Raw genomic sequence first — 16,691 nt, forward strand, 5'->3', positions numbered from 1 at the left:
TCGGGAAGGAAATCGGTGGCACAGATGAACCGCAGGCGGGCTCTGCAACTGCTGGCCGCGCTGGGCACCACCGGACTGGCGGCGGGTTGCGGCTCCGGGGAGGACGACACCGGGGAGCAGGCCGGATCCGGCAGCCCGATCAAGATCGGGCTGATCGTGCCCGGCAGCGGGGCGAACAAGGCCATCGGCGACGAGATCACCAACGGCTTCCAGCTCTACCTCCGCCTGCGCGGCCAGCAGATCGCCGGCCATCCGGTCACGCTGGTGCCGGCCGAGGAGGGCTCCACCGCCGCCAGCGGCAAGGCCGCCGTGGAGCGGCTGATCAAGGAGGGCGTGCTCGCGCTCACCGGCGTGGTCAGCCCCACCGTGATGACCGGCATCAAGGACTCGGTCGAGCAGGCCCGGGTGCCGCTGATCGGCTCCAACGCCTCCCCCTCGACGCTGCAGGGCGTCGTCTACATCTGGCGCACGTCGTACGTGCTGACCGAGCCGGGCGAGGCGCTCGGAGAGTACCTGCGCCAGAAGCTCGACGCGTCGAGCCGCATCGCCATCTTCGGCACCCGCGGCCAGGGCAGCCAGGACGTCGTCGAAGGGCTGCGGCGCGCGTACGAGCGGGGTCGCCGGCTCACCGAGGACCCGATCTACACCGACGACTCCGACAACCCCTCGCGGAATCTCTACACCGGGCCGATCCGCAAGGCGCTGGAGCGGAAGCCGGACGCGGTCTTCTGCCACTACTCGGGCGCCCAGGCCGTCCAGTTCGTCAAGCAGCTCTACGCCCTGGGCTACCGGGGGCCGATCTACGCCCCCGGGTTCCTCACCGAGGGCACCGCGCTGGACCAGCTCGACGACGGTGAGAAGGGCCGCGACCGCAAGCTGATCGAGGCGAACGGCATCGAGACCGCGCTCAACTACTCGGCCGATCTCAACAACACCGCGAACCGGATCTTCGCCTCGGCGTACCGGAAGACGTTCAACTCCGCGCCGACCACGTACGCGATGGCCTCCTACGACGCCGCGCTGGTGCTGGACAAGGCGATCCGGCTGGCCGGGGCGAACCCGTCCCCGCAGCAGGTCAACCTGGCGCTGGGCAAGGTCGGCCAGGTGGACAGCCCGCGCGGCCCCTGGCAGTTCAACCAGACCCGTACCCCGCAGCAGAAGTGGTACCTGCGCCGGGTGCAGACCGACGGCCGACTGCTGTCCAACATCGTGATCAACGAGCTGGCCACGCTCGGCTGACCGGCCCCCGTACGCGACGAAGGGCGGTCTCCCCACCGGGAGGCCGCCCTTCGCGCCGAGGCGTGGCTCAGTGCCGCAGTTCGGCGATGCAGCACTTCACGCTGCCACCGCCCTTCTTCAGCTCGGACAGCTCCACCGGGACCGGGTGGTAGCCGGCCGCCTTCAACTTGCCGGCCAGCCGCGTCGCCTCGTTGTTCAGCACCACGTTGAGCCCGTCGCTGACCAGGTTCAGGCCGAACGCCAGCGCGTCCTCGTCGTCGGCGACGATCGCGTCCGGGAACAACTGGGCCAGCACCTTCTGGCTGGCGGCGGAGAAGGCGCCCGGGTAGTAGACGATGTTCTCGTCGTCGATCGAGGCGAGCGCCACGTCCAGGTGGTAGAAGCGCGGGTCGATCAGGCGCAGCGAGACCACCGGGCGGCCGAGCGCCTCCTGCGCCTCGGCGTGCGCGGCCGGTTCGGTCCGGAAGCCGTGCCCGGCGAGGATCAGGCCGCCGTGGGCCTCCGGCAGGTACGCGAAGTCGCCCTCGCCCTCGTTGGTCTCGTTCGGGGCGATGAACCGCCAGCCCTGCTCCTCGTAGAACGCCCGGTGCGCGGCGGCCTCGGCGGTCCGCTGCTCGTGCTTGAACCGGGCCCCGTAGACGGTGCCGTCGACCACGAACGCGCCGTTCGCCGCGTAGACCATGTCCGGCAGCCCCGCCTCGGGCGTGAGCAGGTGCACGTCGTGGCCGAGCCCGACGAGCGTCTCCCGCAGCCGGTCCCACTGCTTGACCGCCAGGTCGGCGTCGACCGCCGTGGTCACGTCCATCCACGGGTTGATCGCGTACTCGACCGTGAAGTGCTCGGGCGAGCACATGAGATATGTCCGCTTTCGCGAGACTCGCTGCTGGTTCACGGTCACCAAGAGTAGGTACGGTACAACTTTGGTAACAGCCACAAGCATTGCTTCCCGGGAGCAGAACATTGCAGATAGACGCGGTAGACCAGCGAATCATTGCGTTGCTCGTGGCTGACGCCCGCGCCTCGTACGCGGACATCGGCACCCGGGTGTCACTCTCCGCCCCCGCCGTCAAGCGACGGGTCGACCGACTCCGGTCCGCCGGGGTGATCCGGGGATTCACCGCCGTCGTCGACCCGGCCGCTGTCGGCTGGACCACCGAGGCGTTCGTCGAGCTGTTCTGCGCCGGCCGGACCACCCCGGCACAGATCGGCGCCGCCGCCCGACGGCACCCCGAAGTGGTCGGCGCGTACACCGTCTCCGGCGAGGCCGACGCGCTCGTGCACCTGCGCGCCGCGGACATCTCGCACCTGGAGGAGGCGCTGGAGCGGCTGCGCGCCGAATCGTTCGTCACCTCGTCCCGCAGCACCATCGTGCTCTCCCGGCTGGTCGAGTCCCCCGGCGTCGGACCGTCCACGCCTTGACCTCAACCTCGCTTCATGTCGTGCACTGGTGACCGGCTCGAAGCGAGGGGGCGGTATGCGTGCGGTGTGGCTGCGGGAGTTCGGCGGACCGGAGGTGCTCGTGCCCGGGACGGCACCCGATCCGGCACCCGGACCGGGCCAGGTGCTCGTCGACGTGGCACACGCGAACATCACGTTCGTCGAGACGATGTTCCGGGCCACCGGCTTCGGGCCGTTCGACGCCGAACTGCCACTGATCCCCGGCAACGGCGTCGGCGGGACGATCACCGAACTCGGACCCGGCGTCGATCCGGCGCTCGCCGGGCGCGTCGTGGTCACCGCCACCGGCGGCACCGGCGGGTACGCCGAGCGCGTCGTGGTCGACCGGAGCGCCCCTGTCCCCGTACCCCCGGGGTTGGCCCTGGACGCGGCGGTGGCGCTGATGGCCGACGGCCGGACCGCCCTGATGCTGGCCCGGGCGGCCGGGCTGCGGCGCGGCGACCGGGTCCTGGTGGAGGCGGCGGCCGGCGGCGTCGGGTCGCTGCTCACGCAGTTGGCGGCGGCGTCCGGGGCGACGGTGGTGGCCGCCGCCGGCGGCCCGGCGAAGGTGGCCGGGCTCCGCGCGGCCGGCCTCGACCTGGCAGTCGACTACCGGCAGCCCGGCTGGACCGGCCGGGTCCGGGACGCCGTCGGCGCGGTCGACGTGGTGTTCGACGGCGTGGGCGGACCGCTCGCCCGGGAGGCGTTCAACCTGCTCGACCCGGGCGGGCGGATGCTCAGCTTCGGGCTCGCCGGCGGCGCCTGGGCGGACATCCCGGCCGAGGCGGCCACCGCACGCGGCGTCACGCTGCTGAGCCCACGGCCCGGCCCGGACGAACTGCGCGCCCTCACCGAGGCGGCGCTCGCCGAGGGCGCCGCCGGCCGGCTGCGACCGCAGATCGGGCAGCGCTTCCCGCTGGACCGGGCCGCCGACGCGCACGCCGCGATCGAGGCCCGGCAGACCGTCGGCAAGACCCTGCTCGACGTGCGCTGACCCGGCTCAGAGGTACATGCCGGTGCGGTGCTCCTCGGCCCGCGCCGGCTTGTCCCCCTCGCCGAAGAAGCGCTTGCCGCCGAACTCGCCGTGCAGACGGTCGTCCAGCTCGTCCGCGAGACCGGTCATCACCTGCACCGCGAGCATCAGGTGGGTGGGCTGGAAGTTGCGGCCGAACACCGGAATCGAGGCCCACACCGTGTCGTCGGCGCAGTAGAGCCGCCCGATCGGCATCCGGTTGGTCAACTCGGACAGCTTCACGTACAGGCGCTCGGTCGGCTCGACCTCGGTCAGCACCGGCGAGAAGACGTCCACGAGCGGCGGGTTGTCGCGCACCCGGACGAACACCATCGCCGAGCCGGCCCGGATGTTGATGTCACCGTCGGAGTCGACCTGAAGCTGGTCGGACGCGGACTTCAGCATGGTCGACACGACGGTGCGGACCCGCTCCTCCAGGGCCAGCACGTCGTTCTCGCCGGACTGCGCGGCCGCCGCCGCGGCCAACGCCTCGTCCAGGTCGGCCTCGACGTCGCGGTCCGGGCCGAACTCGCTGCGGGCCGTACCGAGCGGCTCCACCGGCAACGGCTCACCCTCGGTGTCGTGCACCAGGTAGACGAGGAAGGCGGGATGCGGGGCGCCGTAGACGTCACGCAACGTCCGGGACAGCACGGCGGCCAGCCGGGTCGCCTCGTCGGTGCCGCAGTCCAGCCCGAACTGCTCACCGGAACCCGGCACCACGCCCGGCGGCGACCAGCCGAGCGCCACCATGTCGGCCACCGCCGCCCGGTCCAACCGGTAGCCCTGGGGCAGCGTGGCGTTGCCGACCGCCCGGGCCGAGAGGCGACCCTCCTCGCCCGCGTCCACGCTCACCGAGTAGACGGCGTCCCCGGTGCCGGAGGCGGTCGGATCGAGTGTCACCTCCAGGTGACCACCGGCGGGCAGTGCGCGTAGCCGCTCGGCGAGCGCCCGCGCGAACTCACGCCAGGCCTCGGTGACCTTGGCCCGCAGATCGGCGGTGGTCGGCTCGTCGAGCAGGATCGACTCGTGATGCTCCGGCGCGCTGCCGGTGGCGTGGTGTTCCGGCGCGCTGCCGGCAGGCTTGTCGACCGGCGCCGAGGGGTGGTCTGCCGTCATGATCGCCTCCGTCCGTCCCCGCCACCCTACCCACGCGCGGCGGCCACCGAATCACGCGCAAGGCGCTATTCCGCGGGCGTGGACCCACCCAGATCCACCGGCCACGAGCCGGCCAGCGCGCTGAGCCGCTCGGCCGCCGCCGCCGGGTCCGCCCCGCGCCCCACCGCCACCCCCAACAGGTACGCGGTGACCGGCGCCCCCGGCCGGACCACCTGATGCGCCACGTCCCGGGCCACGTCCAGCACTGTCGGCACCGGCACCCCGGCCGGGTCCAGGTCCAGCTCGGCGCAGACCGCCGTGACCCAGTCGTCCAGCACCGTCATCTCGACCACTCCTCCGCCCGGCGTACGTCCTCGTCAGTGTCGCAGTCGAACCAGGGCGGAGGACCCGAGCCGGACCACGACACCTCGCGTACGGCGACACCGGTCAGCAGTCCGCGTACCGGCGCCCCGTCGAGGGTGCCGCCCCGCGTCGCGGCGAGCCGGTCGAGGGCGGCCCGCAGGGCCGGTAACCGCCACACCGCGCAGAGCTGCTGGCGGCGGCCGTCGCCGTCCACGTAACAGGCGAGGGCGACGGTCGGTCCGCGCGGGGGGAGCGTTGATGCCCGCTCGGCGGCCGGTTCGCGTTCCCGCTCGGCGGCCCGATCGTGTTCCCGCTCGGCGGCCGGGGTGTCGAGGGCGCGCCGCAGCTCGGTCACGGCGGCGGCGGTGAGCAGCGGGAGATCGGCGGCGAGCAGGGCGACTGTTGTCGTACCCGGGTCGAGCAGCGCCAGCCCGGCCGCAATGGCGGCCACCGGCCCGCCACCGGGTGGCTCCTCACGTGTCGTCCGGACGCCGTCGGGCACCGGACCGGACGGGCCGACCACGATCCGCTGGTCCGCGTCTGCCACCGCGGCCAGTACCCGGTGCAGCATCGGCCGGCCGCCGACCGGGCGGGCCGGTTTGTCGACGCCGCCCATCCGCCGGGCCGCGCCACCGGCAAGGACCACCGCCGCGTACCCCGTCACCGCCTCACCCTATCCACGGCCACGACCGTCGAATCCCGGCTCGGGCACGAGGCCCGGGCCCGTGCCCGGCTTCGCTGGCGGTTTTCCGACGTTGATCAACTCCATCTCGCCGAAGTGGCGGCATCCGGGGCCCTCCGATACCGCCACTTCGGCGATCTGGTGTCGATCATGATCGGCTGGGCCGGCGGGGCACGTGAACGAGTGGGGCGGGGTGCGGGCAGTGGAGGGGCCGGGGAGGATGGCGGGATGGGACGGGCGACAGACCGGCGGAGCGTGCTGCGGATCGACCTCGACGCGACGGGCGAGGGCCGGGGCCGGATCCGCCGCCAGGACACCCTGGCCGCGGAGGAGCCACTGGAGATCCGCGTGGGCGCGGCCGGGCCGGGTCGGCGTCGACCGCTCGCGGTGACTATGCGTACGCCCGGCGACGATCTGGACCTGGCGATCGGCTTCCTGCTCACCGAAGGACTGATCCGGTCGGCCGAGGACGTGCACACCGCACAGCTCTGCGCCGGCGCGGAGACCCCGAACACCTACAACGTGGTCGACGTGGCGCTCACCCCCGGTGTTCCGGAGCCGGTCACCGATCCGTCGCGCAACTTCTACACCACCAGTTCGTGCGGCGTGTGCGGCAAGGCCAGCATCGAGTCGGTGCGTACCCGTTCGCGGTTCGCCGTGCGGGACGACCCGCTGGTGGTCACCGCCGAACTGCTGGCCGCGCTGCCGGACCGGCTGCGGGCCGCGCAGCGCGCCTTCGACCGCACCGGCGGCCTGCACGCGGCCGGCCTCTTCACCGCCGACGGGGAGATGGTGGTGCTGCGGGAGGACGTCGGGCGGCACAACGCGGTGGACAAGGTGATCGGCTGGGCCGCCCGGGAGGGGCGGTTGCCGCTGGCCGGGCACGTGCTGCTGGTCTCCGGGCGGGCCAGTTTCGAACTCACCCAGAAGGCGTGGATGGCGGGCGTGCCGCTGCTCGCCGCGGTGTCCGCGCCCAGCACGCTCGCCGTCGAGCTGGCCGAGGAGGCCGGGATGACGCTTGTCGGCTTCCTGCGCGGGCCGACCATGAACGTCTACACCGGGGCGGCCCGGATCGGCGGCTGACGGCTCAGCGCCGTGGACGGCGACGGCGACGGCGCAGCACCGGGCCTCCGTCGGAACCGGGCCAGCCGTCCAGCTCGGACGGGGCCACCCCGCGCCGAAGCGCCTCGTCGAGCAGCAGCGCGAGCGAATAGCCGGGGTGGGCGGACAGCACCCGTTCCAGGGCGACGGCCGCCAGCGCCCCGTGCCCGGAGCGCCAGGCGGAGAACGCGAGCAGGCAGCCCGGCGCGGCGATCAGGTCCGGCTCGGCGCGCCGCGTCACGTCGGTCCAGAGGCTGATGTCGGCGTCCCGGCCGTCGGTCCGGGACCAGGCGTGATCGCGTACCGGGATGTGGGTGAGCAGCACGGTCAGCCAGGCCACCTCGTCGTCGTCGAGCCGCTCGCCACGCCGCTGCCTGCGGAACGCGGCCCGCACCGCCGCCGTGCCCGCGCTCCGCACCGCGCGTGGTGAATCCTCCGGACCTCCACCGTCGGCCCGCACATCACCGTCCCCCGGCACGGAACTGCCGGCCTCCGGGCCCCGGCCGGACTGCGCGGGCGTCCCGCCGGTGAGCGCGGCTAGGCGCAGACGGGCCCGGCCGGTGGCCCGGCGCATGGCGAGGCGTACCGGCCCGTCGAGCGGGGACACCTGCGCGGCCAGCGCGGCCCGGTCGGGCAGTGCGACCTGACCGGCGAACACGGCGGCGGCGCTGACCTGGCTGGCGGCCGGGTCGTACGGGGTGCCCTCGGGCGGGCAGCAGGACGGCTCGGCGCACAGGTACGACCACCAGCGGCCGTCGGTGACCCGCAGGGCGTCGAGCACGACCAGGCCGGCAGCGGTCAGCGCGTCGCCGATCGCGTCCACGGCACCGGTCACCCGGGCGGCCGGACCGTAGCCGACGACTGTGGCGGCGTCGGCGTGCTGCCGGGCCACCACGTGTGCCAGGTGCCGGGCCGCCGGGCCGGGGTCGGCGCCGGGTGCGGGCAGGTCTCCCCGGGCGGCGAAGACGACGCGCCGGCCGCGTACCGCGACCACCACGACGCTGTCGGCCGGGTGGAAGCCGAGCAGGTAGGGCACGGCCGTGACCATGTCGGCGGGCGAGCGGACGGAGAGGCGGGGTTGCTCGGTGGAGTTCATGCCGGGAGCGTGGGCGGTGGAGTGCCACCGCGTCCGCCCCTGTGGACGACACGCGGTCCGTCCACAGATACGGAGCGTATCGGTCCAGGTCAGCGGCGATCCGTGGCGTCGCTTGCCCCACGGTTGTCCGGGGTACCCGCTACCTTGCGCTCATGGACCTGGCGTACCTGCGGGCACACCCGGAGCACCTGCCGACCTTCCTGACCCACCAGCGGATCCGGGAGACCCCGGTCTCCGGCGGCGACATCTGCGCCGCTTCCCGGCTCACGCTGGACGACGGGCACTCGGTGTTCGCCAAGACGTGGCCGGAGCGGGCGGCGCGTCCACTGCCGGAGGGCTTCTTCGCCACCGAGGCGGCCGGGCTGCGCTGGCTGCGCGAGGCGGGTTCGGTGCCGGTGCCGGAGGTGATCGTGGCGTTGCCCGATCTGCTTGCGCTCGACTGGGTGGAGCCGGGCGAGCCGACGCCGGAGGCCGCGGAGGCGTTCGGGCGTGACCTGGCCGGGCTGCACCGGGCCGGGGCGCCCGCGTTCGGCGCGGACTGGGCCGGGTTCATCGGTGCGCTGCCGCAGGACAACACGCCCGATCCCGGTCCCTGGCCGGACTGGTTCGCCCGGCGCCGCCTCCTGCCCTACCTACGCAGTTCGGTCGACGGCGGCGCGCTCGACGGTTCCGGGGCGGCGCTGGTCGAGCAGGTCGTCGCCCGGATCGGCGAGTTCGGCGGTGACGAGCCGCCGGCCCGGGTGCACGGCGATCTCTGGCCCGGCAACCTGCTCTGGGGCGCCGACGACCGGGTCTGGCTGGTCGACCCGGCCGCGCACGGCGGGCACCGCGAGACCGACCTGGCGCAGCTCGCCCTCTTCGGCGGCCCGCCTCACCTGGACCGCGTCCTGGCCGCCTACCGGGAGGCGTGGCCGCCGGCCGACGGCTGGCGGGAACGGGTGCCGCTGCATCAGCTGCACCTGCTGCTCGTGCACACCGCGATCTTCGGCGCGGCGTACGCGGACGCGGTGGCCGCCACCGCCCGGGCCGCCCTCCGGGGCCTCGACCGCGCTACGGTCGACGGATGAGCGCCCCCCGGACGACGACCGACGGCGTCCTCGCCGACCGGTACGGCCGCGTCGCCCGGGACCTGCGGGTCTCGCTGACCGACAAGTGCAACCTGCGCTGCACCTACTGCATGCCGGCCGAGGGCCTGCCCTGGCTGTCCGGTCCGCAGCTGCTCACCGACGACGAGATCGTCCGGCTGGTGGGTGTCGCGGTGACCCGGCTCGGCATCACCGAGGTGCGCTTCACCGGCGGTGAGCCGCTCATCCGGCCCGGCCTGCCCGGCATCGTGGCGGCGGTCGCCGCGCTCACGCCCCGGCCGCGCATCTCGCTGACCACGAACGGCATCGGCCTGGCCCGCATGGCGTCGGCGCTGCGCGACGCCGGGCTGGACCGCGTCAACGTCTCGCTCGACACGTTGGACCGCGACCGGTTCACCGCGCTGACCCGCCGCGACCGGCTCGCCGACGTGCTCGCCGGGCTGACCGGGGCCGCCGAAGCCGGGCTGACCCCGGTGAAGGTCAACTCGGTGCTCATGCGGGGCACGAACGACGACGAGGCGCCCGCGCTGCTCCGGTTCGCGCTCGCGCACGGCTACGAGCTGCGGTTCATCGAGCAGATGCCGCTCGACGCGCAGCACGGCTGGGACCGCTCGACCATGGTCACCGCCGACGAGATCCTGGCCTCCCTGAAGGCCGCGTTCGCGTTGACGCCGGACCCTTCCGAGCGGGGCGCGGCACCGGCCGAGACGTGGCTGGTGGACGGCGGGCCGGCCCGGGTCGGGGTGATCGCCAGCGTGACCCGGCCGTTCTGCGGCGACTGCGACCGCACCCGGCTCACCGCCGACGGCCAGGTGCGCAACTGCCTGTTCGCCACGGAGGAGTCGGACCTGCGCGGCGCGTTGCGCGACGGCGCGGACGACGAGGAGCTGGCCCGGCGCTGGCGCGCCGCGATGTGGGCCAAGCGGGCCGGTCACGGCATCGACGATCCGACGTTCCTCCAGCCCGCGCGTTCGATGTCCGCGATCGGAGGCTGAGGGTGGAGCTGACCGTCCGCTACTTCGCCGGCGCCCGCGCGGCGGCCGGACTCTCCGAGGAGACCGTATCCGCCGGCCGGTCCCTGGACGAACTCCTCGATGACCTGGCCGCCCGCCACGGCGAACGCCTCGCGGTGGTGCTGAAGGCGGCGAGTTTCCTGGTCGACGGCGTGGCCTGTCATGATCGACGGGCGCTGTTGCCGGCCGGGGTGACGGTGGACGTGCTGCCGCCCTTCGCGGGCGGCTGAGGGGGGCACACGTGCTGGCCATGGCGACATTCCTGGGCTTCGTCGTGCTCGTGATCGGCCTGATCCACTTCTACCTGTGGAAGCGGCTGGTCCGGGACACCACGCGCCCGGGGCGGTGGCGCCGGGTCGGCGGGGTGGCGATCGCGGCGCTGGCGGTGCTCGTACCGGTGACTCTGGCGGGCACCCGCAACGGCTGGTACTGGCTGGCCTGGCCCGGTTACCTCTGGGTCGCGCTCATGTTCTACCTGCTGGTGATCCTGCTGGTGCTCGAAGTGCCGACCGCAGTGGTCCGGCTGGTGCTGCGCCGCCGCGCCCGCTCGGTGGTCGCCACCGGCCCGGAGCCCGAGCCCGCACTCGTGGGCGCGGCGACGGCGGAGGGTGCGACGCCACCGCCGGTCGACAGCGCCGACGCGCCACCGGCCGGCGCCCTCGCGCCGGACCACGACCCCTCCCGGCGGCTGCTGCTCGCGCGCGGGGCGGCGATCTTCGCCGGGCTCACCGCCGCCGGCGTCACCGGGTACGGCGTCCGCACCGCCATCGGTCCGCCGCAGCTCGACCGGGTGCAGATCCCGCTGGCCAAGCTGCCCCGGAGCATGGACGGGCTGCGCATCGCCACCGTCTCCGACATCCACCTCGGGCCGCTGCGCGGCCGGGCGCACACCGAGCGGATCGTCGCGATGATCAACCGGATGGACGCCGACCTGGTCGCCGTGGTCGGTGACCTGGTCGACGGCACGGTGGCCGAGCTGGGGGAGGCCGCCGAGCCGCTGCGTGACCTGCGGTCCCGGTACGGCAGCTTCTTCGTCACCGGCAACCACGAGTACTACTCCGGCGTAGAGGAGTGGGTCCGCGAAGTGGACCGGCTCGGCCTGCGCGTGCTGCAGAACGAGCGGCAGGAGATCCAGGCCCGGGGCGGCGTGCTGGACCTGGCCGGGGTGAACGACGTGAGCGCCGCCGGCACCGGGGTGGCCGCGCCCGCCGACTACGCCGCCGCGCTCGGCGACCGTGACCCGAGTCGGCCGGTCGTGCTGCTGGCGCACCAGCCGGTGGCCGCGCAGGAGGCGGCGAAGTTCGGCGTCGACCTCCAGCTCTCCGGGCACACGCACGGCGGCCAGATGGTGCCGTTCAACCTGGCCGTGAAGCTCGAACAGCCGGTGGTCTCCGGTCTCGGCGAGGTCGACGGCACGAAGGTCTACGTCACGAACGGCGCCGGTTTCTGGGGTCCGCCGGTGCGGGTGGGCGCGCCTCCCCAGGTGACGCTCGTGGAGCTGCGCACCCCATAGCGCGCACCCGCCGCCGAGTCCAGCACCGCATTGCTCAGGTCACCCGTTCGCGTGGCGGCGGGCGGGCGGGGGACCGGACGTGACAGGATGCGGCGTGCCTCCGTTCAGCGCCGCACCCTCCGGTGGCCTCCCGCCGTACGTGGCGGACCTGCACATCCACTCGAAGTACTCGCGTGCGTGCAGCCGCGACCTGACCCTGCCGAACCTGGCCTGGTGGGCCCGGCGCAAGGGCATCGGCGTGCTGGGCACCGGCGACTTCACCCATCCCGCCTGGTACGACCACCTGCGCGAGACGCTGCACCCGGCCGAGCCGGGCCTGTACCGCCTCGCGCCCGAGGCGGAGCGGGACGTCGCCCGGCGGCTGCCGCCCCGGCTCGCCAGTGAGGCGGAGGCGGACCCGGTCCGGTTCATGCTGAGCGTGGAGATCTCCACGATCTACAAGCGCGACGACCGCACCCGGAAGGTGCACCACCTGATCTACCTGCCGGACCTGGACGCGGTGGCCCGGTTCAACACCGCGTTGGGCCGGATCGGCAACCTCGGCTCGGACGGGCGGCCGATCCTCGGGCTGGACTCCCGCGACCTGCTGGAGATCACGCTGGAGGCGAGTCCGGACGGCTATCTGGTGCCGGCACACATCTGGACGCCGTGGTTCTCCGCGCTCGGCTCGAAGTCCGGCTTCGACGCGATCGCCGACTGCTACGCGGATCTGGCCGAGCACATCTTCGCGGTGGAGACCGGCCTGTCGTCCGACCCGGAGATGAACTGGCGGGTCGGCAGCCTGGACCGCTATCAGCTGGTGTCCAACTCGGACGCGCACTCGCCGCCGGCTCTGGCCCGGGAGGCCACGGTCCTCACCGCCGACCGTGACTACTTCGCGATCCGCGAGGCGCTGCGCACCGGGGACGGGCTCGCCGGAACTGTCGAGTTCTTCCCGGAGGAGGGCAAGTACCACGCCGACGGGCACCGGTTGTGCGGGGTGAACTGGCCGCCGCAGCGGACCCGTGAGGCGGGCGGACGCTGCCCGGAGTGCGGCAAGCCGCTCACCGTGGGCGTACTCAGCCGGGTGGAGGAGCTGGCGGACCGGCCGGAGGGGCACCGTCCGGCGCACGCGCGCGAGGTGACCCACCTGGTGCCGCTGGCCGAGATCCTGGGCGAGCTGAACCGGGTCGGCGCGCGGTCGAAGAAGGTCGAGGGCAAGCTCAACGAGCTGGTCGCCGCGCTCGGCCCGGAGCTGGAGATCCTGACCCGTACCCCGGTGGAGGAGATCGGCCGGGTCGGCGGCGAGCTGCTCGCGGAGGGCATCGGCCGGCTGCGCCGCGGCGACGTGCGCCGGGTGCCGGGCTACGACGGGGAGTACGGCGTGATCACGCTGTTCGACCCGGCGGAACTGGGCGGTCCGGGTGCCGGGGCGGGGCAGGAGACGCTGTTCGACGTACCGGTGCCCGCGCAGCGGAGGCCCGCGGAGCCGGCGCCGAAACCGAAGGCCAAGCGCCCGGCGGCGGTCCGGCCCGAGCCGAAGCGGACGCCGCCGCCCGCGCCTCCGATCGCGACGCCGCCGTCCCCGCACGAGCCGTTCGAGCCGATGCTCGCCGGGATGGAGGAGGTCGGCACCGGCCTGCTGGACCGGCTGGACGCGATGCAGCGGGTGGCCGCGTCGGCGCCCGGTGGTCCGCTGCTGATCGTGGCCGGTCCGGGCACCGGGAAGACCCGCACGCTCACCCACCGGATCGCGTACCTGTGCGCGGAGTTGAACGTCTTCCCCGACCAGTGCCTGGCGATCACGTTCACCCGGCGGGCGGCCGAGGAGCTGCGGCACCGGCTGGACGGGCTGCTCGGCCCGGTCGCCGAGGACGTCACTGTGGGTACGTTCCACTCGCTGGGCCTGACCGTGCTGCGGGAGAACGCGGCGGCGGCGGGGCTGCCGGCGGACTTCCGGATCGCCGACGACGCGGACCGGGCGGCGGCGCGCGCGGAGGCCGGTGACGACGACGAGCGGTACGCGGCGTTGCTGCGCAAGCGGGACCTGATCGACCTGGACGAGCTGCTGACGCTGCCGGTGTCGCTGCTCAAGGGGGACCGGAAGCTGGTCCGCGAGTACCGCGAGCGGTGGAAGTGGATCTTCGTCGACGAGTACCAGGACGTCGACGCGGTGCAGTACGACCTGCTGCGGCTGCTCAGCCCGCCGGACGGGAACCTCTGCGCGATCGGTGACCCGGACCAGGCGATCTACTCGTTCCGGGGCGCCGACGTGGGCTACTTCCTGCGCTTCTCGCAGGACTTCACCGACGCGCGGCTGGTCCGGCTGAACCGCAACTACCGCTCCTCGGCGCCGATCCTGGCCGCCGCGGTGCAGGCCATCGCGCCGTCGTCGCTGGTGCGGGGCCGTCGCCTCGACCCGGCCCGGCTCGACCCGGAGGCGCCGCTGGTCGGCCGGTACGCGGCGGCTTCGCCGTACGACGAGGCCGACTTCGTGGTCCGTACCGTGGACGAGCTGGTCGGCGGGCTGTCCCACCGCTCGCTGGACTCGGGGCGGATCGACGGGCGGACCACGTCGCTGTCCTTCTCCGACATCGCGGTGCTGTACCGCACGGACGCGCAGGCCGCGCCGATCGTGGACGCGCTGGCCCGGGCGAACATCCCGGTGCAGAAGCGCTCGCACGACCGGCTGCGGGACCGTCCCGGCGTGCCGGCCATCGCCCGCGAGCTGCGCCACGCCGGTCTGGACGGTTCGCTCGCCGCCCGGGTACGCCAGGCCGGGCAGATCCTGGCCGAGCGCTTCGCGGTGCCGACGCTCGACGGCTCCGGCGCGGTACGCCCCGAGGACGTCCGCACGGCGGTGGACCTGCTCACCCCGCTGGCCCGGCGCTGCGACGACGACCTGGAACTGTTCCTCAACCAGCTCGCCACCGGCGCGGAGGTGGACGCCCTGGACCCGCGCGCCGAGGCGGTCACGCTGCTGACGCTGCACGCCGCGAAGGGCCTGGAGTTCCCGGTGGTGTTCCTGGTCGGGGCCGAGGACGGGCTGCTGCCGCTGCGCTGGCCCGGAAGCGAGCCGGACGACGACGCGGTGGCCGAGGAGCGGCGGCTGTTCTTCGTCGGGCTGACCCGGGCGCAGGACCGGCTCTACGTCAGCCACGCGGGCCGCCGTGCCCGGCACGGCGCGGAACGCGACACCCGCCCGTCGCCGTTCCTCGACGTGATCGACCCGGCGTTGTTCGAGCGCCTGGACGCGACCGAGCCCCGCCGCCCGAAGGACCACCAGCTCCGGCTGATCTGACCGGCGCGCGTCCGGGGGCCCCGAGCACGGTCCGGCGCGAGCCGGGCCAGGCCGGCGGCGATCAGGTGAGGACGGCGGCGAGCCACGCGCCGCCGAGCAGCGCCGGGCCGAACGGCACCGGCGTGTCCCGGCGTACCCGGCGGGCGGCGAGCAGGACGAGCACCGCCGCACCGGCGAGCACGTGCGGCAGGAGCAGCCCGAGGCGCAGCGCCGGCCAGCCGAGCCAGCCCAGCGGGAGGCCGAGCGCGGCGGCGAGCTTCACGTCGCCGAAGCCGAGCCGGGCGCGGGGCAGCAGCGCCAGCAGCGCGTACCCGAGGAAGGAGAGCGCGGCCCCGGCCACCGCGACGGCCAGGCGGCGCGGTTCGCCGGTCGCCGCCGTGGCAGCGGTGAGGCCGAGCCCGCCGCCGAGCGCGACCACGCCGACGAGCGGGTCGGGCAGCCGCAGCGCTGTCACGTCGGTGACCGCGAGCGCCAGCCCGACGGCGGTGACCAGCAGCAGCGCGGGCAGCGCCGGGTCGGCGGCCCGGGTGGCGGCGAGCCCGCCGAACGCCACGGCGCCGGCCAGCGCGAACGCTCCCCGGCGCGGAGCGTCGCCGGCGGGAACTGTGACGAACGACCGGCCGACCGGTACGGCCACCCACCCGGCCGCCGCGCCCAGCAGCGCGACCCCCGTCACCAGCAGCGCCGACACGGGGCGGGACGCTACCCCCCGGCGGGTTCCCCGGCAGCCCCGTCGACGGCTGGTGGCGGGGACCGGCGGGGACGCTCGGTGCTCACCACCACCGCCACGCCGACCACGATGATCGCGCCGCCCAGCAGCACCTGCGAGGTGATCGGCTCGGCGACGAACAGCGCGCCGAGCGCCACCGCGACCACCGGGTTCACGTACGCGTACGTGGAGACCAGGGAAATCGGCGCGTGCGCGAGCAGCCAGACGTACGCGGTGAAGGCGACGAGCGAACCGGCCACCATCAGGTACGCCAGCGCCGCCCAGGACCGCCCGGTCACCTCGGCGAAGCTGAAGCCGCGCAGCTCGCCACGGGCGACGCCGACGAGCGCGAGCACCGCCGCGCCGGCCAGCATCTCGTAGACGGTGGCCACGAACGGGTCGGCGGGCATCCGGATCCGCCCGGACAGGTACGAGCCGACCGACCAGCTGGTGGCGGCCGCGACCACAGTGAGCGCGCCGGCCACCGGCACGCCGTCCACGCCGTCGCGGGGCAGCACCAGCACGACGAGGCCGGCGAACCCGAGCGCCACCCCGAGGAACGTCCACGGCCGGGGCCGGTCCCCGCCCACGGTCCGCAGCACCACCACCAGCAGCGGCACGGTGGCCACCAGCAGCGCGGCCACGCCCGAGGGAACCGCGGTGCCGGCCGGACCCGACTCGGCGAGCACCACCAGTCCGTTTCCGCCGGCGAGCAGCAGCACGCCGATCAGCGCGGCGGAGCCGACGCGGCGCACGGGCACCCGCAGCGCGCCGGGCCCGCGCCGCAGGCGCAGCACCACGGCGAGCACCACGGCCGCGCCGGCGAACCGCATCGCCGCGGAGATGAGCGGCGGCAGGGACTCGACGGCGACCCGGATGCCCAGGTACGTCGAGCCCCAGAGCAGGTAGACCAGCACGAGTGCGGTCCAGATCAGGGCGGTGCGTGTCGGCGGCGTCGCGGAATCGACAGCGTTCGTCGCACTCGTGGGGCGTGAGCTCATCGAGGGTCCACGCTACGGTGACCACGGCGTCGGCGTCCCCAGTTGGTGGCCGGCCTCTCAGCACT

Annotated in this window: 16 protein-coding genes; 9 read left to right on the forward strand and 7 right to left on the reverse strand. The window is 74.2% G+C overall.

Annotation, left to right across the window (positions count from 1 at the left end; all coding sequences use genetic code 11):
• Positions 1–15 precede the first annotated feature (15 nt).
• Positions 16–1,239: an ABC transporter substrate-binding protein gene (locus tag J3R08_RS30680; protein WP_209963755.1), complete on the forward strand. Its 1,224-nt coding sequence runs from the start codon at positions 16–18 to the stop codon at positions 1,237–1,239.
• 67 nt (positions 1,240–1,306) lie between these two features.
• Here J3R08_RS30680 and ddaH read toward each other — a convergent pair whose 3' ends face one another.
• The gene (gene ddaH, locus J3R08_RS30685; RefSeq protein ID WP_176722883.1) at positions 1,307–2,140 is read right to left on the reverse strand and encodes a dimethylargininase; all 834 of its coding nucleotides are present in this window, start codon (positions 2,138–2,140) and stop codon (positions 1,307–1,309) included.
• Positions 2,141–2,199: 59 nt separating this feature from the next.
• Here ddaH and J3R08_RS30690 point away from each other — a divergent pair, with 59 nt between their 5' ends.
• Both J3R08_RS30690 and J3R08_RS30695 read left to right on the forward strand, forming a co-directional pair.
• Positions 2,200–2,658 carry an Lrp/AsnC family transcriptional regulator gene (locus tag J3R08_RS30690; RefSeq protein WP_030499444.1) on the forward strand — a complete coding sequence of 153 codons (459 nt, stop codon included), beginning with the start codon at positions 2,200–2,202 and terminating at the stop codon, positions 2,656–2,658.
• A gap of 55 nt (positions 2,659–2,713) precedes the next feature.
• The gene (locus J3R08_RS30695) at positions 2,714–3,670 is read left to right on the forward strand and encodes a zinc-binding dehydrogenase (protein WP_209963757.1); all 957 of its coding nucleotides are present in this window, start codon (positions 2,714–2,716) and stop codon (positions 3,668–3,670) included.
• Positions 3,671–3,676: 6 nt separating this feature from the next.
• On the opposite strand, the gene J3R08_RS30700 is transcribed toward J3R08_RS30695, so the two are convergent.
• From J3R08_RS30700 to J3R08_RS30710, 3 genes are all read right to left on the reverse strand, one after another.
• Positions 3,677–4,804, reverse strand: coding sequence for a hypothetical protein (locus J3R08_RS30700; RefSeq protein WP_104115651.1), 1,128 nt, complete (start codon positions 4,802–4,804; stop codon positions 3,677–3,679).
• 65 nt (positions 4,805–4,869) lie between these two features.
• Complete coding sequence (locus J3R08_RS30705) at positions 4,870–5,127, reverse strand: DUF6457 domain-containing protein (RefSeq protein ID WP_043330820.1); 258 nt, start codon at positions 5,125–5,127, stop codon at positions 4,870–4,872.
• Complete coding sequence (locus tag J3R08_RS30710; protein ID WP_209963760.1) at positions 5,124–5,810, reverse strand: molybdenum cofactor guanylyltransferase; 687 nt, start codon at positions 5,808–5,810, stop codon at positions 5,124–5,126. Before J3R08_RS30710 ends, J3R08_RS30705 begins: the two co-directional genes overlap by 4 nt.
• A 246-nt stretch (positions 5,811–6,056) precedes the next feature.
• On the opposite strand from J3R08_RS30710, the gene fdhD reads away from it, so the two are divergent.
• Positions 6,057–6,911, forward strand: coding sequence for a formate dehydrogenase accessory sulfurtransferase FdhD (gene fdhD, locus J3R08_RS30715; protein WP_043327716.1), 855 nt, complete (start codon positions 6,057–6,059; stop codon positions 6,909–6,911).
• A gap of 4 nt (positions 6,912–6,915) precedes the next feature.
• Here fdhD and J3R08_RS30720 read toward each other — a convergent pair whose 3' ends face one another.
• Positions 6,916–8,025, reverse strand: a complete 1,110-nt coding sequence (locus J3R08_RS30720) for a DUF4192 domain-containing protein (protein WP_209963763.1) — start codon at positions 8,023–8,025, stop codon at positions 6,916–6,918.
• A 152-nt stretch (positions 8,026–8,177) separates the two neighbouring features.
• Between J3R08_RS30720 and J3R08_RS30725 the strand changes: the two genes are divergently transcribed.
• The 5 genes from J3R08_RS30725 (at position 8,178) to J3R08_RS30745 (ending at position 14,916) form a co-directional block, all read left to right on the forward strand.
• On the forward strand, positions 8,178–9,092 hold the full coding sequence (locus tag J3R08_RS30725) for a fructosamine kinase family protein (protein ID WP_209963765.1): 915 nt from the start codon (positions 8,178–8,180) through the stop codon (positions 9,090–9,092).
• Positions 9,089–10,105: a GTP 3',8-cyclase MoaA gene (gene moaA, locus J3R08_RS30730; RefSeq protein WP_187693496.1), complete on the forward strand. Its 1,017-nt coding sequence runs from the start codon at positions 9,089–9,091 to the stop codon at positions 10,103–10,105. The genes J3R08_RS30725 and moaA overlap by 4 nt, the downstream gene beginning before the upstream one ends.
• Before the next feature lie 2 nt (positions 10,106–10,107).
• Positions 10,108–10,353 (forward strand): MoaD/ThiS family protein, encoded by a 246-nt coding sequence (locus tag J3R08_RS30735; protein WP_209963768.1) that lies wholly within the window; start codon positions 10,108–10,110, stop codon positions 10,351–10,353.
• A 20-nt stretch (positions 10,354–10,373) separates the two neighbouring features.
• Entirely contained in the window at positions 10,374–11,636 is a 1,263-nt protein-coding gene (locus J3R08_RS30740) for a metallophosphoesterase (protein WP_245254843.1), read from the forward strand.
• 94 nt (positions 11,637–11,730) lie between these two features.
• Positions 11,731–14,916 carry a UvrD-helicase domain-containing protein gene (locus tag J3R08_RS30745; protein WP_209963774.1) on the forward strand — a complete coding sequence of 1,062 codons (3,186 nt, stop codon included), beginning with the start codon at positions 11,731–11,733 and terminating at the stop codon, positions 14,914–14,916.
• 61 nt (positions 14,917–14,977) lie between these two features.
• Here the strand turns inward: J3R08_RS30745 and J3R08_RS30750 are convergent, their stop codons facing one another.
• Positions 14,978–15,607, reverse strand: coding sequence for an A24 family peptidase (locus J3R08_RS30750; protein WP_209963776.1), 630 nt, complete (start codon positions 15,605–15,607; stop codon positions 14,978–14,980).
• 11 nt (positions 15,608–15,618) lie between these two features.
• Positions 15,619–16,626 (reverse strand): EamA family transporter, encoded by a 1,008-nt coding sequence (locus tag J3R08_RS30755; RefSeq protein ID WP_245254844.1) that lies wholly within the window; start codon positions 16,624–16,626, stop codon positions 15,619–15,621.
• Between the last annotated feature and the right edge of the window lie 65 nt (positions 16,627–16,691).

The sequence above is a fragment of the Micromonospora sp. HB375 genome, from assembly GCF_017872985.1.
GTDB classification, from domain to species: domain Bacteria; phylum Actinomycetota; class Actinomycetes; order Mycobacteriales; family Micromonosporaceae; genus Micromonospora; species Micromonospora chalcea.

Coding starts and splice junctions, on each gene's coding strand:
- J3R08_RS30695 (WP_209963757.1), top strand. CDS start 2,714: ATGCGTGCGGTGTGGCTGCGGGAGTTCGGCGGACCGGAGGTGCTCGTG.
- J3R08_RS30700 (WP_104115651.1), bottom strand. CDS start 4,804: ATGACGGCAGACCACCCCTCGGCGCCGGTCGACAAGCCTGCCGGCAGC.
- J3R08_RS30705 (WP_043330820.1), bottom strand. CDS start 5,127: ATGACGGTGCTGGACGACTGGGTCACGGCGGTCTGCGCCGAGCTGGAC.
- fdhD (WP_043327716.1), top strand. CDS start 6,057: ATGGGACGGGCGACAGACCGGCGGAGCGTGCTGCGGATCGACCTCGAC.
- J3R08_RS30720 (WP_209963763.1), bottom strand. CDS start 8,025: ATGAACTCCACCGAGCAACCCCGCCTCTCCGTCCGCTCGCCCGCCGAC.
- J3R08_RS30725 (WP_209963765.1), top strand. CDS start 8,178: ATGGACCTGGCGTACCTGCGGGCACACCCGGAGCACCTGCCGACCTTC.
- moaA (WP_187693496.1), top strand. CDS start 9,089: ATGAGCGCCCCCCGGACGACGACCGACGGCGTCCTCGCCGACCGGTAC.
- J3R08_RS30740 (WP_245254843.1), top strand. CDS start 10,374: ATGGCGACATTCCTGGGCTTCGTCGTGCTCGTGATCGGCCTGATCCAC.
- J3R08_RS30755 (WP_245254844.1), bottom strand. CDS start 16,626: ATGAGCTCACGCCCCACGAGTGCGACGAACGCTGTCGATTCCGCGACG.